This is a genomic window from Rhodoferax sp. (assembly GCF_030653815.1).
Classification (GTDB): Bacteria; Pseudomonadota; Gammaproteobacteria; order Burkholderiales; family Burkholderiaceae_C; genus Rhodoferax.
In genome coordinates this window covers 35,500-50,906 of sequence record NZ_JAURYQ010000013.1, presented here as the reverse complement: position 1 = coordinate 50,906, position 15,407 = coordinate 35,500, and the positions used below count along the sequence as shown (strand labels likewise).

The 15,407-nt window shown below is 61.5% G+C and carries 18 protein-coding genes; 9 read left to right on the top strand and 9 right to left on the bottom strand.

Annotation, left to right across the window (positions count from 1 at the left end):
• Positions 1–4 precede the first annotated feature (4 nt).
• The gene (locus Q7U49_RS04020; RefSeq protein WP_304762467.1) at positions 5–484 is read left to right on the top strand and encodes a glycine zipper 2TM domain-containing protein; all 480 of its coding nucleotides are present in this window, start codon (positions 5–7) and stop codon (positions 482–484) included.
• 108 nt (positions 485–592) lie between these two features.
• On the opposite strand, the gene Q7U49_RS04015 is transcribed toward Q7U49_RS04020, so the two are convergent.
• Positions 593–1,309: a Crp/Fnr family transcriptional regulator gene (locus Q7U49_RS04015; protein ID WP_304762466.1), complete on the bottom strand. Its 717-nt coding sequence runs from the start codon at positions 1,307–1,309 to the stop codon at positions 593–595.
• 39 nt (positions 1,310–1,348) lie between these two features.
• Positions 1,349–2,173 (bottom strand): response regulator, encoded by an 825-nt coding sequence (locus Q7U49_RS04010; protein ID WP_304762465.1) that lies wholly within the window; start codon positions 2,171–2,173, stop codon positions 1,349–1,351.
• A 197-nt stretch (positions 2,174–2,370) separates the two neighbouring features.
• On the opposite strand from Q7U49_RS04010, the gene Q7U49_RS04005 reads away from it, so the two are divergent.
• Entirely contained in the window at positions 2,371–4,803 is a 2,433-nt protein-coding gene (locus Q7U49_RS04005) for a Lon protease family protein (protein WP_304762464.1), read from the top strand.
• 67 nt (positions 4,804–4,870) lie between these two features.
• Here the strand turns inward: Q7U49_RS04005 and Q7U49_RS04000 are convergent, their stop codons facing one another.
• The 3 genes from Q7U49_RS04000 to Q7U49_RS03990 are packed head-to-tail and all read right to left on the bottom strand — an operon-like array spanning position 4,871 to position 6,757.
• On the bottom strand, positions 4,871–5,002 hold the full coding sequence (locus Q7U49_RS04000; RefSeq protein ID WP_304762463.1) for a hypothetical protein: 132 nt from the start codon (positions 5,000–5,002) through the stop codon (positions 4,871–4,873).
• Between the two features lie 15 nt (positions 5,003–5,017).
• Positions 5,018–5,647 (bottom strand): chemotaxis protein CheB, encoded by a 630-nt coding sequence (locus Q7U49_RS03995; RefSeq protein ID WP_304762462.1) that lies wholly within the window; start codon positions 5,645–5,647, stop codon positions 5,018–5,020.
• 12 nt (positions 5,648–5,659) lie between these two features.
• The gene (locus tag Q7U49_RS03990) at positions 5,660–6,757 is read right to left on the bottom strand and encodes a flavodoxin family protein (RefSeq protein WP_304762461.1); all 1,098 of its coding nucleotides are present in this window, start codon (positions 6,755–6,757) and stop codon (positions 5,660–5,662) included.
• 246 nt (positions 6,758–7,003) lie between these two features.
• Here Q7U49_RS03990 and Q7U49_RS03985 point away from each other — a divergent pair, with 246 nt between their 5' ends.
• Together Q7U49_RS03985 and Q7U49_RS03980 are read left to right on the top strand one after the other, a co-directional pair.
• Positions 7,004–7,555, top strand: coding sequence for a hypothetical protein (locus Q7U49_RS03985; protein WP_304762460.1), 552 nt, complete (start codon positions 7,004–7,006; stop codon positions 7,553–7,555).
• 158 nt (positions 7,556–7,713) lie between these two features.
• On the top strand, positions 7,714–7,956 hold the full coding sequence (locus tag Q7U49_RS03980; protein WP_304762459.1) for a hypothetical protein: 243 nt from the start codon (positions 7,714–7,716) through the stop codon (positions 7,954–7,956).
• On the opposite strand, the gene Q7U49_RS03975 is transcribed toward Q7U49_RS03980, so the two are convergent.
• From Q7U49_RS03975 to Q7U49_RS03960, 4 genes are read right to left on the bottom strand one after another with little or no spacing between them, the layout of a single operon-like run.
• Positions 7,953–10,346 carry an EAL domain-containing protein gene (locus tag Q7U49_RS03975; RefSeq protein WP_304762458.1) on the bottom strand — a complete coding sequence of 798 codons (2,394 nt, stop codon included), beginning with the start codon at positions 10,344–10,346 and terminating at the stop codon, positions 7,953–7,955. The two genes, Q7U49_RS03980 and Q7U49_RS03975, sit on opposite strands and share 4 nt — an antisense overlap.
• The gene (locus Q7U49_RS03970) at positions 10,343–10,633 is read right to left on the bottom strand and encodes a circadian clock KaiB family protein (RefSeq protein WP_304762457.1); all 291 of its coding nucleotides are present in this window, start codon (positions 10,631–10,633) and stop codon (positions 10,343–10,345) included. The genes Q7U49_RS03975 and Q7U49_RS03970 overlap by 4 nt, the downstream gene beginning before the upstream one ends.
• Complete coding sequence (locus Q7U49_RS03965; protein ID WP_304762456.1) at positions 10,630–11,721, bottom strand: GGDEF domain-containing protein; 1,092 nt, start codon at positions 11,719–11,721, stop codon at positions 10,630–10,632. Before Q7U49_RS03965 ends, Q7U49_RS03970 begins: the two co-directional genes overlap by 4 nt.
• 9 nt (positions 11,722–11,730) lie before the next feature.
• A complete protein-coding gene (locus Q7U49_RS03960; protein WP_304762455.1) occupies positions 11,731–12,504 on the bottom strand; it encodes an ATPase domain-containing protein in 774 nt (257 codons plus the stop codon).
• A gap of 323 nt (positions 12,505–12,827) precedes the next feature.
• Here Q7U49_RS03960 and Q7U49_RS03955 point away from each other — a divergent pair, with 323 nt between their 5' ends.
• The 5 genes from Q7U49_RS03955 (at position 12,828) to Q7U49_RS03935 (ending at position 15,392) form a co-directional block, all read left to right on the top strand.
• Positions 12,828–13,178 (top strand): collagen-like protein, encoded by a 351-nt coding sequence (locus tag Q7U49_RS03955; RefSeq protein ID WP_304762454.1) that lies wholly within the window; start codon positions 12,828–12,830, stop codon positions 13,176–13,178.
• A gap of 33 nt (positions 13,179–13,211) precedes the next feature.
• A complete protein-coding gene (locus Q7U49_RS03950) occupies positions 13,212–13,370 on the top strand; it encodes a DUF3309 family protein (RefSeq protein WP_304762453.1) in 159 nt (52 codons plus the stop codon).
• A gap of 5 nt (positions 13,371–13,375) precedes the next feature.
• Positions 13,376–14,419 carry a PHB depolymerase family esterase gene (locus Q7U49_RS03945; RefSeq protein WP_304762452.1) on the top strand — a complete coding sequence of 348 codons (1,044 nt, stop codon included), beginning with the start codon at positions 13,376–13,378 and terminating at the stop codon, positions 14,417–14,419.
• Positions 14,420–14,524: 105 nt separating this feature from the next.
• Complete coding sequence (locus tag Q7U49_RS03940) at positions 14,525–14,869, top strand: ferritin-like domain-containing protein (protein WP_304762451.1); 345 nt, start codon at positions 14,525–14,527, stop codon at positions 14,867–14,869.
• Between the two features lie 115 nt (positions 14,870–14,984).
• Positions 14,985–15,392: a PRC-barrel domain-containing protein gene (locus Q7U49_RS03935; RefSeq protein ID WP_304762450.1), complete on the top strand. Its 408-nt coding sequence runs from the start codon at positions 14,985–14,987 to the stop codon at positions 15,390–15,392.
• Positions 15,393–15,407: the final 15 nt, after the last annotated feature.

Here is a 15,407-nt window from a genome sequence, read left to right as displayed (position 1 = left end):
ACACATGAAAACTTTGCACACCTTGACAGCCGTATCCGCCCTGGCGGCCACCCTCATGCTCGGCGCCTGCGCCGACATGAACACCTACCCCAATGCCAACACGGGCACGGCCTACCCGCAGCAAAACACCAGCAGCTACACGCAATATGGCGTGGTGCAGTCCATCACGCTGGTGGCTCAGAACAATCCCAGCAGCACCCCCATTGGAGCCGGCACCATTGCCGGTGCCGTGGTGGGTGGTATTTTGGGCAACCAGGTGGGCGGCGGCTCCGGCAAAACGGCCGCCACCGTGCTGGGGGCAGCGGGTGGCGCCTACGCCGGCCACGAACTGGAAAAGCGCAACCAGGCGCAACAAGTCAATGCCTACCAACTGTCGGTTCGCCTAAACAATGGCAGCTACCAGACCCTGACGCAGTCCAGTGCCAATGACATCCGCGTCGGTGACAGCGTGCGCATCGACAACGGGGTAGCAACGCGATACTGAAACATTGGGGTCAGACCACTCGCGCAGCGACGTGCTCTGACCCCAACCGATCAGATGCCTTTCGACTCAGACCACTCGCAAAGCGACGTGCTCTGACCCCAAGCAATTTCAAAGGCGCACGTCGCTGAGCAGGCGGTTGAGCTCCTTTTTGACCACGCCATAGCATTCGCAGGCGTGCGCCTCAAGGCCGGCACGGTCCAGCACGCCGATATGGCCACGCCGATAGCGGATGTAGCCCAGGGTCTGCAAATGGCCGGCCGCATCGGTCACGCTTTCGCGGCGCACACCCAGCATGCTGGCCACCAGCTCCTGCGTCATGACCAGTTCGCGGTCCGGCAAGCGGTCCAGCGTCAGCAACAACCAGCGACACAACTGCTGCTCGACGGTATGGTGGCGGTTGCAGGCGGCGGTCTGGGCCATTTGGGTCATCAGGGCTTGGGTGTAGCGCAACAGCAGGTGCTGGAAAGACCCGGCTGCTTCAAATGCCTGTTTCATGAGGTGGCGCTCAAGCCGGTAGGCATGGCCGGCAGTTTGCACCACCGCCGAACTGGAGGTGGTGTCGCCGCCCATGAACAGCGAAATACCGACCACGCCTTCATTGCCCACTCCCGCCGTCTCGGCCGACGCACCGGATTCGGTCACATAGTGCAGGGACACGATGGAGGTAGTGGGAAAGTACGCATGGCGCATCTGCGTGCCGGGGTCGTACAACATTTGGCCCAGTGCCAGCGGTACCAGTTCCAGGTCCGCGATCAAGGCTTCAAAATCCTTGGTCGGCAAGGCCGCCAGGAGATGGTTCTGACTGGGGTGGTGAAGAAATGACATGACTAACCCTGCCTTTGTTATCTGTAATTTGTTATTTTTTTATTTGAGTTTGGAGGTCAGCTCCACCCCAATGCCGCGGTAGCCGACAAAGCGACTGTTGCTGTTGAACATGGGTTCCCCGCTGACCTGAAAGCTCTGTTTGCTGCCATCGGCATTGACGCGGTGAAAGACAAAGTCCAGAAAGGGCTTGCGGTCGGCAATGGTGGCACGCAATTTGGAGCGTTCTTCCTCATTCCAGCCGCCGACCAGGCTTGCGCCTATTTCGCTGCTGAGCGGCGCCACCTGCAGGCCCAGCATCTCCAGCACCGGCCCCGACACCTTGCTGAACTGGCCGTTTTCGTCCTGTTCCCAGTACCAGTCCGAGGCCAGCTCGGTCAGGCTGCGGTAACGCGCCTCGCTTTCGCGCAACTCGGCGGTGCGCTCGGCCACCGTGGCTTCAAGCTCCTTGTTGTAGTCGGCGAGCTTGCGGTACAGCAGGCGCACTTCGAGCATGTTGTGGATGCGCGTCTTGACCTCGACCAGATCAAACGGTTTGCTGATGAAGTCCTTGGCCCCGGCCGCCAGCGCGCGCAGCTTGTGGCCCGGTTGGGCCGTCAGCACAATCACGGGCAGGTAGTCGTCGCTGATATTGGTCTTGAGGCCTTCCATCACCTGAAAACCATCCATGACCGGCATTTGCAGGTCCAGCAGGATCAGGTCATAGCTGTGTTTACGGTGCAGCGCACACACCTCCTCGGGATTCATGGTGGAGCTCACCTGGGTGTAACCGGCGTCACGCAGCAATTGCTCCAGCAATTGCACATTGGCCAGCTGATCATCGACGATCAGGATGCTGGCTTGGTGGATTTCGAACGTCATGGGCATGATCAATTCCTTGTTGTCTGGCTTCCATTGGAACAGTATTTTCCAAAACTGCCATGGTGCTTGACCCAGCCTGGCTGATCTGTGCGCCACCACACACAGCCGGCGCCAGCGCCAACGCAGGCAGGCTTGCGCAATATCAAGCCGTGGCTGAATAATTGGGTGAAAACTGGTAGCCGCACCACCACCGGAGCAAGACCATGACACTTTGCCATTTGGCCCCGCATGAACTGGCCCTCACCATCGCCCCTGAAACCTTCGGCTTCAGCGACACCGCCGAACTCCTGCAAGAACCACTGCCCTGGATCGGTCAGGCGCGGGCCGAAACCGCCGCGCGTTTTGGCTTGACCATGGACCAGCCCGACTACAACCTGTTTGTGCTCGGCGAAGTCGGCAGCGGCCGCTCAAGCCTGCTGCAGCAACTGATGCGCGAGGTGGCCGCCAACAAACCGGTGCCGCCCGACCTGTGTTACCTGCACAACTTTGATGCCCCCGAGCGACCCCGTGCGCTGCGCATGCCGGCCGGCCAGGGGCGGATGTTGCGCCAGCTCATGGCGCAAATGAGCAAGACCCTGCAAAAGGAAATCCCGCAGCGGCTGGACGGCCCCGACTTCAAGGCCGAAAGTGCGCACCTGGAAAAAACCTACAAGCAGGAAGAATCCGGCGCCTACGCCGAACTCGACGCCTTTGCCGAGGCCCGCAACTTTGCCCTGTACCGGGAAGACGGCCACCTGATCTTTACCCTGCTGGGGGCCAAGGGCAAGGCCTTGACCGAAAGCGAGGCGCGCTCGCTGCCCAAGGAGCAGCGCGCCCAGGTGGAACAGGCCGAGCAGGAATTACGTGCTGAGATCGCCCGCTACCTGGACAAGGTGCGCCCGATGGAACGCCTCAAGAACGAAGGCCTGGCCGCCTTGCGGCGCCAGACCATCAAGCCGTTGCTGGAGCACGAACTGCAAGCCATTCGGCTGGAGCTCAAGAAGCAGATCAAGGACACGCTCAAGCTGGGCCGCTATCTGGACCGCGTGATGCAGGACGTGCTGGACAACCTGGATGTCTTTCGGGCGGCCGAGGCCGAGCCAGGCCTGGACGACGAGATCCGCCAGGAAGAGCTGGCCTCCGTGCTGGCGCGCTACCGCGTCAACCTGGTGGTGGACAACGAAGGCCTGCGCGGCGCGCCGGTGATCATCGAAGACAACCCGTCTTACCACAGCCTGTTTGGCAGTGTCGAGTACCAGGCCGAAGAGGACGTGCTGCTCACCGATTTCTCGCGCATCCGTGCCGGCAGCCTGCTCAAGGCCCATGGCGGCTACCTGATGCTGCATGTGCGCGACCTGCTGACCGACGATCTGGTGTGGGAAAAATTGCGCCGCTTTTCGCGCACCGGGCGCCTGCAAATTGAAGAACCGATGCAGATGTTTGCCCCCATGGCCACGGTATCGCTGACGCCGGAGGCGCTCGACATCCACGTCAAGATCGTGCTGATCGGCGCCACCGAAGAGTACTACCTGCTGCAGGAGGCCGACCCCGAGTTTGCCCGGCGTTTTCGCGTCAAGGTGGATTTTGCCGAGAGTTTTCTCGCCAGTGCACAGACCTATGCGGCGTCCGCCGTGTTTGTGTCGCACACCTGCCAGCGCCTGGGCCTGCCGCATTTCACGGCCACCGCCGTGGCACGTTTGCTGGAGGATGCGCACCGCGAGGTCGACGACCAGGCGCGTCAGAGCGCCACCTTTGCCCGCATGGAAGCGCTGGTGATGGAAGCGGCGGCGGTCTGCCGCGCGCGCGCCGGCGCCCGGGTGGAAGCGGATGATGTCAGCGCTGCGCTGCAGGCGCGCCGCCTGCGCCACGATTATCCCGACCAGCGGCTGCAGGAAACCATCACCGACGGTGAGCGCTTGATCAGCCTGCAGGGCGAAAAAGCCGGCCAGATCAACGGCCTGACCCAGATCGACCTGGGCGACTACCGCTTTGGTTTTCCGGTGCGGGTCACGGCGCGCACCTCAGCCGGCGAAGACGGCCTGGTCAACGTGGAGCGCGAGGTGGCGCTGTCAGGCCCGATCCACGACAAGGGCGTGCTGATTTTGCACAGCTACCTGTCCACGCTGTTTGCTGCGCAGGCGCCGTTGGCACTGGATGCCACGCTGGTGTTCGAGCAGGAGTACCACGGCATCGAGGGCGACTCCGCCTCATGTGCCGAGCTGTACGCCCTGCTGTCCTGCCTGTCCGGGCTGCCGCTCAAGCAGGGCATTGCCGTGACCGGCGCGGTGAACCAGCACGGCGAGGTGCTGCCGGTGGGCGGCCTCAATGAAAAAATAGAAGGCTTCTACCGCGTCTGCGCGCAGGCCGGGCTCAGCGGCGAGCAGGGTGTGCTGATCCCGCAGCGCAACCGGCGCCACCTGATGCTGAGCACGGAAGTCACCCAGGCGGTGGCGCAAGGCCTATTTCATGTGTACACGGCCGAGCATGTCAGTGAAGGCATTGAATTGCTGACCGGCCATGCCAGCGGTCTGCCGGGCACGACCAGCGGTTACGCGCCAGACACCGTGCTGGGCCGCGCCCAGGTCACCCTGCAGGCCTACCGACGTGCCTGTCACCTGGCAGACCACCCCAGGCCGGGGCGCAGGCGCGGGCGTTGACTGCAAAACGATGCGCGGGGCCGACGACAACCTGTGCAGCGTGCGTTGGGTGTCTGACGAAGCGAATTCAGGGACCCAACACACGCATCGGGATTGGCATCGGCAGCGGACCCGGCGCGGGGGATGGCGGCACGGGCAATGGCGGCAAGGGTTCTGGTGGCGGTGGCGGCAATTGCGCAGGGTCGATGGTTGGGTTCATCAGGTTTCACTTTCGTTAGGGATGGGGTCGCTGGACCGTGCTGGCATGGGTCACCGCCATGTCTTCGCGCTGTGCAATGCGCACAATTTCCTTGGCAATGTCTTCGGGTGACAGCACAAAGTCGATGCAACCGGACTCAATGGCGCTCTCGGGCATGTCGGGCTGGATGGCGGTGCCGAGCTTTTGCGCCAGCGTGATGCCTCCCGCCTCCTTGATGCCGCACAGCGCGGCCGCGCCGTCGCCGTCATAACCGGACACGATCACGGCAATCAGCTTGCCGTCCCAGTACTCGGTGAGCGACTTCAAGAAAACCGTGATCACATCGGGCCAACCGCGTGGTTTGGAGATCGGCTTCAGATGAAACACGCCGTTCTCCACATGCAAGTCCCGATTGGCCGGGATGATGAACACGTGGTTGGGCTCGATCACCAGGTTTTCGGTAATCAGTTCGACCGGCATGGGGGTGAAAGGTGGCAGCACCTCATGCAGCTGCGTCGGAAACAGGGTAATGTGGTTGACGATCACAATCGCCACGCCCATGTCGGCGGGCAGGCATTTCAGCAGCCGGATGTAGGCGTCAAGCCCGCCTGCCGAGCCACCCACGCAAACGATCGGGAAATTTCCTGGACCAGTTTTGTGTGCCATGAACCACCTGCCTTACTTCGGCCGCGGCCGCGTCAAGCCCGGCTGCGCGGCCTGCAAGCGGCCGGCGCGCAGCTTGGTCACGGCCATGGCCACCGCATGTGCCACATTGCGCGATTCCTCTTGCACGGCCTGATCTTGATCCAGCGCCTCGTGGCTGCTGGCATAGGGCTGGTAATAGCCGATCAGCCGATCCAGTCGCGCCTGAACACCGGCATCAAGGAGGCCCATCCAATCGAGCCAGTCCGACAGTGCCCGACGCGACCCTTCAACACCGGCCACATCGCCGTGAACAATCAGCCCGTAGGCGCGTCCGGCCAGGTGTTGCGGGTAGTCCCAGCCCGCCATTTCCAGCGCCTTGGCTTTGGCCGCGTTCTTGCCTGAGGTCGCGGTCGGGTCGACATTGCCACCGTCGGCGCACACCAGGCGGTCCATCATCAGCTTCAAGGGGCTGGGGCTCTGGTACCAGTACACCGGCGTCACGATCAGCACCGCATGGGCGGCGGCCCAGCGCTCATAGATGTCAGCCATCCAGTCGTTGGTCTGGTTGAGCGCATGGTTGGGGTAGCAACTGCACGGCCAGTGGCACAAGGGCATCGCGGTGGACACGCAGCCTTTGCAGGGATAAATGTGGCGCCCATAGTCGGAGGTCAGCAGGCTCAGGTCCAGCATATCGACCGCCATGTGGTGCTGTTCCAGCGTTTCACGGGCAAGCTGCACCAAACGGAAGGTCTTGGACATTTCGCCCGGGCAGGTACCATCGTTGCGCGCCGAGCCACAAATCAGCAGCACCCGGGACGGACTCCCGGGCTTGATCCACTGCAACTGGGCGTCGAGGATGCGCTGCCTCGTCGCCAGCCACTCCACGGACAACTGGTACGTCGGGTCCGCATAGCCTTGGCCCGCTTCCTGGGTGAACGGGGCTTTGCGCCCCTCGGTATAAGCGGCCCAGGCCACCTCTTCCAGGCGCGCAATGGCAGCATCTTCGGCGCGAAAGGCCGGGTCAACAAAACTTGCACGAAACCGGATGCCGAATTCATCGCGGGGCAGTGGGGTGGGTGCCTGGCCCTTGCGGATCTCGATCACCGTTGGCGTTTTCGGGGTGGCTTGCATGGCGGGTCCTCGCTGGGATTTCAGGGTGTCAGCACGTGAAAAGAAGTGAACATGAGCTTAGGCATCCGGGTGCCAGGGGTCTGTTCGGTACGTCACACAGCCATGGGTTCGCCAACGCACAGACCTCCCGCCTGAGCCAGCCCAAAGTCGGGACATGTCATACATCGCACAGCCATTTGGCATGTGCTTGAGGCGCAGGCTCCGGCCTTTGCCTCTTTGTTCCTGACAAGCACCACAAGGAAAGTCATGAACCACTCTCGCCACTTCAAAGCTTCCCTGCTCATGGCCGCCCTGCTGTCTTTCTCGGTGGCACAGGCGGCCACGTTGACCAAGGCCGAATACAAGGCCGAGAAAGCCCGCATCAGCGCAGCGTACAAAATTGACAAAAAAGTCTGTGATTCCTTCAAGGACAACGCCGAGGACATCTGCGAGGAGCAAGCCAAGGCCAAGGAAAAAGTTGCTCTGGCCGAGCTCGAATTCAGCTACACCGGAAAAGCCGCCGACCAGACCAAGCTGTTCGAAGTGATGGCCAAATCTGCCTACGCAGTGGCCAAGGAACAATGCGACGACCAGGCCGGCAATGCCAAGGATGTGTGCGTGAAGGAAGCCAGGGCTGTTGAGGTCAGGGCATTGGCGGATGCCAAGCTGGGCAAACAAATCGGCGAAGCCAGGAAGGAAGCCTCCATGGACAAGAACAATGCCAACTACCAGGTAGCCCTTGAAAAATGCGAAGCCCTGGCGGGTGCCGCCAAGGACGCTTGCGTCGCAACGGCAAAAACCAACTTCGGCAGGTACTAAGCCCGATAACGTGAACAAGCAGAGGCACCTCATGCCAACACGGGCGTGAGTGCCACTGAGCACCAGGAGTTTCCATGAATCACTTGCCCCTTGCCCAGCGGTCATTGGCCGCCCTCTTTGTTGCCGCGACGCTGCTCGCCGGATGCTCGGACACGGTCATGCCGACACCGACACCGACCCTGCAGCTGCCTGCGGCGTCTGCCTCGGACACCTCGGCCCAGACGACCCTGGTTGGCACCGTGCCGGCGGGGCCCACGCGGGAAGAACCGGCAAACGCCTCGGCCACCCCCACGGACCTCACCAAGGCACAGCAATCAAGTGCCATGCCCATGCCCGGTCAGGCCAACGACCACTCAACGACGTCGCCCAAAGCCAGCCAGAAGGCCACCACGACGCCTTAGACAGATGGCTTCAGAAACTTGGTCTTGAAAATCTCTTCCGGCACCGGCCGGCTGAACAGGTAGCCCTGCATCTCGTCGCACGCAAGCCCGCGCAGCAGCTGCGCCTGGGCTTCGGTTTCAACGCCTTCAGCCACCACCTTGAGCTTGAGCGCATGCGCCAGGTTGATGATGGTGGACACCAAGGCCAGGCCTTGCGCCGACGCTGTCATCTCGGTCACAAAGGAACGGTCAATCTTGAGCGTGTCGACGGGAAATTTGGACAGATAACTGAGCGAGGAAAAGCCTGTGCCAAAGTCATCAATGGCGATGCTGATGCCCATCTCGCGCAGCGCGTGCAGGCTGGCAATGCTGTGGTCGACATTCTCCATGATCAGACTCTCGGTGATTTCCAGCTCGAGCCCGGCGGCGGCCTGCGGGTCGATGCTGATGGCGCTTCTCACCTCCTCAATAAAGCCACGATCGCGCAATTGCAGTGGTGACACATTGACGGCAATGCGCACCATCGGCAAGCCTGCGGCACGCCAGCCCAGGTAGTCCTTGACGGCCTGGCGCAACGCCCAGCGGCCCACTTCATGGATCAAACCGGTTTGTTCCAGGATCGGGATGAACTGGTCGGGCGGCACCAGGCCGGTGCGCGGATCATTCCAGCGAATCAGGGCCTCGGCGCTGGTCATTTTGCCGCTGACCAGGTTCACCTTGGGCTGGTAGTGCAGCTCGAATTCCCCGTTCTCCAGCGCCTCGCGCAACTGGTTCTCAAGAACCAGCGTGTCGCTCCCGGTAAGGGTCATGGTCGAGGTGTAGAACAAATAACGTTCGCTGCTGGCCTTGGCTTTTTTCAGCGCCGCCTCGGCATGCTTGAACAGGGTGTCGGCATCCGTGCCATCCACGGGAAATACCGCAGCACCGACCTTCATGGAGATCCGGAACGTGGCGTCATTCAATCGGAACGAATGCTTCACAAAGTTCTGCAGCCATTTCTCCAGAAGCCCCTCCAGGTTTCCTTCAGGTTGCACAACCGGCATCACCACCGCAAAATGATCCGGCCCCACACGTGCCAGCAAATTCACGTCACCCGCTGCATGGTGCGTCAGCCATTGCGCCACCTGACGCAACAGCTCGTCACCGACCGAACGGCCCAGGCTGTCGTTGATGTTCCTGAAGCGCTCCAGGTCCACCAGAAACAGGGCCAGCGGGTGTCCGCCGATGGCTGCAATGCGCAGGTACTGCGCCACCCGCTCCAGAAACAGGCTGCGGTTGGCCAGGCCGGTCAATACGTCGTAATAGGCCAGGTAATTAAGCCGCTCCTGCTTGTCGAGGTGATCCATGGCAAACGCAATATCACTGGCCAGCTCGGTCAACAGCTTCAACTCTTCTTCCTGGAAAAAGTCGATTTCACCGGCATACAGGGCGAGCACGCCGACGGCGTCATTGGCCACCATCAGCGGCAACACCGCCATCGAGAGCACACCGGCCTCTGCGTAATTGACTTTGAACACCACCTGGGGGTCGTGTTGCGAATCGTTGGAGACCACGACGTTTTTCTCGCGGACGGCCCGCGCACCCATGGTTTTCGGGGCATCCGCCGAGGCCAGGATACCTTTGATGGCGCTCATGAGCGCCTCATCCTTGCCGGCTGAGGCCACCGGGGTCAGGGCCCGCGTGCTGCGGTTGACGATGGCGATCATGGCCATGCGAAAACCACCGGCATCAACCGCGACCCGACACGCCTCCCTGAACAACTCGTCGCGGTCCGTGACGCGAATAATGAGCGTGTTGATGCCACTGAGCACGGCATAAACCCGGTTCAGGCGAATGACCGTGCGTTCTGCCAGCTTGCGCTCGGTGATGTCCAGGTGCATGACCACCCCACCATGCGGAGATTGACTTGCCAGTGGCGTCACCGCCATCAAAAACCAGCGTTGCTCGGTGGGTGAATGGCAGGGGTATTCGAGCGAGAAGCTCTTGACCGTGCCCGCCAGCACCGACCGAATGCCGGCGGCCACCCGCTGCGCTTCGGCTGCGCTGTCGCCCTGCGCCTTGTCGCACAGGTCAAGGTAGCTCTGACCCACGCCATAAGCGGACTCTGGCAGCAAGTTGGCATCGGCAAATTGGCGCCACGCCTGGTTCACCGAGTCAATGCGCCCCTGGGCATCCAGCAAGGCAATATGCGCCGGCAATGCGTTCAGGATCGCAGCCTGCTTGGCGGCTTCAATAAAACGCGAGTGATCCTGCGCGCGCCGCAACATGACCGTTCGGCCACGGCGGTCGGTGACCGTGTCGACCTCGCCGTGCGTCAGGTCCTCCAGGCGGCGTCCGGTGACATGCAGGGTTTCGATCAGTGAAGAAACTTCTTCCTTTCGATCCGCTTCGTCAGGTGCATTCTTCTTCATGCGGCCACCCCGAGCAGCCCCAGGGCCTGCAGTACCGTCTGTGTCTGGCTCAAGGTACCCACAAGGGTGCGCTCGGGCAAGGGCGTCAGCTTGACCAGGGTTGGGGTCATGAAAATGGCGTCGGCCAAGGCACGTCGGGGTTCCTTGAACACATCAACGATCTCGATCTGATACCGCCCCGCCAGATGCGTCTGGCAAAGTGCAGCCAGGTTGGCGCGCGCCTGCGCCGAGTTGAGTGCGTCGCCGGCCACATAAAGCCGGAATTTGTACTGGGCTGGACGACTCATGACGGACTCGCTTTACCCACCGAAGTAGATTTTTCGAAATTCAGATCGACAACCCCGGCGCACCGGATGTTGGCGGGCGCGGCTGGCGCGAAGACCTGGTAACGGTTCTTGCCTGCCTGCTTGGCCAGGTACATGGCCTGGTCGGCCTGGCGCAACAACTGATCACCATCGAGCTCCTGCGACTGGGGGTAAAACGTCACACCCAGGCTGGCCGACACCTGAAGCAGCTCGTCTTTGAGTTGCATGGGCTGAGCGGCGGCGGCCAGCAAACGGGCCAACAATGCGGCACAGGTGTGGATGTGGCCCGTGTTGATCAGCAAGGCGACAAATTCATCACCACCCACGCGCGCCAAAGTGTCACCCTCGCGCAGCACCTGTTGCATGCGGCTGGCCACCGCCACCAGCATCTGGTCACCGATGTCATGGCCGAACTGGTCGTTGATGGATTTGAAGCCGTCCAGATCGATGTACACCACGGCCAGCCCCTGACCGGTGCGTCGCGCCTGTGCCACGGCCTGTTGCAGGCGGTCGGCGTTGAGCAAACGGTTGGGCAATTGGGTCAGCGTATCAAAATGTGCCAAACGGTCGAGCTGGCGCTCAAGGGTTTTGAGGGCATTAATGTCACTCAGGACCATGCGCAGTTCGCGCGCCCCCGAGTCCGTGGTGACCACGGTGGCCATCAGGTGCACCCACACCCGGTGGCCATCACGGCCTGTCACACGCAATTGGCGCGACTGCGGCGCACCGGTTTCACGCAGTTGCCTGCACAGCAGATAAAAGCTGTCCTGGTCATCTTTGACCACAAAGGCGTGCAGCGGGCGCTGCACCAAGGCGCTGCGGGGCACGCCCAGCAGTGTGGCGGCCGTCAGGTTGGCCTCCAGGATCAGGCCACTGACACCCAGCGTGAGATAGCCAACCGGTGCCATGTCGTACAGGTCAAAGTAACGCGCCCGTGCATGCTCCAGCGCCAGCTGTGACTGGCGCAACTCGTCGTTTTGCAGCTCCAGTTCGATCTGGTGGACTTGCAACTCGTGCAACAGGTGTTGCACGTCGGTGGCTGGCCCTGTGGGTGAAGTCTTCGGGATCATGAGGATGCCTCAACCAGCCCCAGGGCCTGCAACACCGTCTGCGTCTGGCTCATGGCGCAATCGCTTCCCGCAGTCGGGCCGGACTTCCAGGCCCCGATTGCCGATCACGAACGGCGACTCATCCTCATCAAAGCTGGAGCCGCGGTACTTCTGCACCCGCAGAGTCCGTTCCGAGATGCCATGGACCACGCCGTGGTTGAGGATCACATTGCAGTCCACCATGAACTGCATGAAACCAAGTGCTTGCGGATTGATGTCTTTGCTCTCTAACGCATCGGCCTTCAAAGTGATGAGCCCGGTCATTTGATGTGCCAGTAACCACTCATGCAGGCGGTAGATTTCACGCCTTCGTGCGTCCAGGTCAGGCAGCAAGGCCATCACCACGTCCAGGGCATCCAGCACAATGCGCTGGGCCCGCATGGCCCGGGTCTGGAGCTCCAGGGCAGCCAGCATGCCACCCAGGTCGAAGTCTCCCGACTGGACCAGGCCGGGTGATGGTTGGGCATTCATGATGAACAACTTTTTCGGCATCAAGGCCTCGATATCCCAACCGAAGCTGTTCGCATTGGTGAGGATACGCTCGGCGCACTCCTCGAAGGCGACAAAAATGCCCGGCTCTTTGCAATGCCTTGCGCCGTGCACCAGGAATTGCAGCGCCATGACCGTCTTGCCAGCACCTGCCCCGCCCACCAACAGCGTGGTGCGCCCGCGCGGCAGGCCACCCCCTGTGATGTCATCAAAGCCGGCAATGCCGGTAAGCGCCTTGTCAGACGCCTTTTCCATATGGGATTGAACCTTGGTCATCGGCTGTCACTTTCCGGTTTAACGCAAAACTCTTGCGCTACGGATAACTTGAATGTCATGGGTTTCATGCAAAAGATTTTTCATTGATGGCCAACACGGGTCTGTGCGGCACCCCACCGACCTGCCCTGCAAGCTTCAACGAAGACATCACGAGAAACTGTGTGTGTTGTCGTACAGACGCTGGGAGCGGTGCGTCTTAAGCTCTGGGCGTGGTGGGTCGCGACAGCTTTGGCTGCGTCAAACCACCAGCAAAAGTTTCATCCAATTGCTGTGCCACATTTTTTACTCTTCAAGGATTCCAAATGAAATACACCCTGCCTCTTTTCGCTGTCGTTGCCGCCCTGAGTTTGGCCGCATGTGAGCGCACCGCCGTCGTTGCCGTTCCTGTGGCACCGATTGTGGTGCCCGGCCCTGCCGGCCCGGCTGGCGCCACGGGAGCGACCGGTGACACCGGCAGCACAGGCAATACCGGCAGCGCTGGCGGAACCGGTGCCACCGGTGCAACCGGCTACACGGGCGCCACGGGCGACACAGGCGCCACAGGCAACACAGGCTACACCGGCGCCACGGGCGATACCGGAGCCACCGGCAAAACCGGCAAAACGGGTGATGGCACCACCGTCATCGTGGTGCCACCTGAACCCACCAAGTAAATCCAACCCAATACCACTTTAAGGAAATAAACCATGAGTTTAGGCACCATCCTGCTAATCGTTCTGATCCTGATGCTGGTCGGTGCCCTGCCGACCTGGTCGCACAGCAAGAGCTGGGGCTACGGTCCAACCGGCGGCCTGGGACTGGTGGTGATCATCATCGTTGTACTGCTGCTGATGGGCCGAATCTGACGGCCATGGCCAGAAGCATTCGAAGCACCATCTTCAGCCGATCCCTCCAGCGCACGTTCAAGGCGCTGACGCGCAGCGCCGTGCGCGCTGGCACCAAGGCGGTCAAGCAGGCCTTGGTGACCGGCAAGCCGGCAGCCCGCCAACGCGTAACCAGCAAAACTACCGCGGTCCGACCCAAGGCCAAGGTCACGACGAACTTGCCCAGCGGAAGCACGGCGGGCTACGCCGGGGCCCAGCGCTACCGGCTTTTCGTGCCAGCTGGTGCGCGCAAGACCGAGCGCTTGCCCATGCTGGTCATGCTGCATGGCTGCAGCCAAAGCAGCGAAGCTTTTGCCATCAGCACACGCATGAACCAGATTGCCGCCAAAGAGGGTTTTGCGGTGCTTTACCCCGAACAAAATCAGCTGGCCAACCTGCAAGGCTGCTGGAACTGGCACCAGACGCGCTCGGGCAAGGCCCAGACGGAGGCCGATACCATTCTTGCCACCATCTTGCAGGTGTGCCAGCGCGTGTCGGTTGATCCGGCACGCATTGCGCTGGCGGGTTTGTCGGCGGGCGCCAGCATGGCCGCCCTGCTGGCCATTCGCCACCCGGCGCGCTTTCGTGCCATTGCGATGCATTCGGGCATCGCGCCGGGCATGGCCCATTCGCTGGCGGATGCGCTCAAAGCCATGCGCGGCCACAGCGTGGCAGCACCGCTGTCAGCCCTGACCGAGGGCACGCACCTGCCGGCTTTGCTGGTCATTCAGGGCAGCGCCGACCCGCTGGTGGCGCCCGCCAACGGCCTGGCCGTGGCGCAACTCTGGGCAGCCCGCGAAGGCGCCAACCCGGTGCGGCCACGCAGCGTGCAACGCGGCGCCCGCCACCCGAGCACCTTGACCGACTACAAAGCCAAAGGCCGGCTGGTGAGCACCCTGTGCACAATCCAGGGACTGGGCCATGCCTGGAGCGGCGGCGCTGCCAGCCAGGCTTACAGCGACCCCAAGGGGCCGGACGCATCACGCATGGTCTGGGCCTTTGCGGCGAAGCAGTTCGCCAAGCCGGTTTAGCCCCTTCACGGTGTGATGGCGCACCGAAAAAAAAGACCTGATTTCCTACCATGGGCACAGCGTCACAACGCAACCCGCGTTAGCGCCCAAACCCGGAGAACACCCATGCCAAATTTCGGATCCCCCTTTTCAGGGCTCGCCAACGACAGAAAACTCAAACCCGAGGAACTGGTCAGAGCCATTCGTTTCATGGTGGCGTCTGAGTATGAAGCCACCCAGTTGTACATGCAGTTGGCCGAATCCACCGATCACCCCTTGGCCATCAAGGTGCTGACGGAAATTGCCAACGAGGAAATCGTCCACGCCGGCGAGTTTCTCCGGTTGCTGCATGTGCTGGCGCCCGAAGAGGCCAAGCTCTATGCCAAAGGCGCCAAGGAAGTCGAAGAAAAAATGAAAGCATCGCAAGGTAAAGCCCAGCCTGAAACGCCTGCTCACAAGACGGCCAATTGATGGTCTTTTGGTGCGTTGACGAACAGATTCAATCGCGTCGCGCCCCTATTCTCAAAGGGCACACCAAGCACTTGGTGCCGCTTTTGATTCACAACAACTCTTCAAGGAAATACAAATGAACTACGAAACCACTGACACCTCCATCATGCGTACGGCAGAAATTGTCGACGGACCCGGCCCGGCTTTCATGTCGGCCGGCTCGCTGATGGGCGAAGACGTTTACAACCTGCTGGATGAAGATTTGGGCGATGTCAAGGAACTCATGCTGGACATGCGTACCGGCAAGGTCGCCTACGCTGTCTTGTCTTTCGGCGGCTTCCTCGGCATGGGCGAAAAGCTTTTTGCCGTGCCATGGGCCGCGCTCACGCTCGACACCGAGAACAAGCGTTTTATCCTGAACGTCAGCAAGGAACGCCTCGAAAGCGCGCCGGGCTTTGACGCCGACAACTGGCCCGACATGGCCGATCCGATCTGGGCGACCGGCATTCACAGCTATTACGGCACCGTCTCCAGCCCTTATTAATTGAACGACCGAACC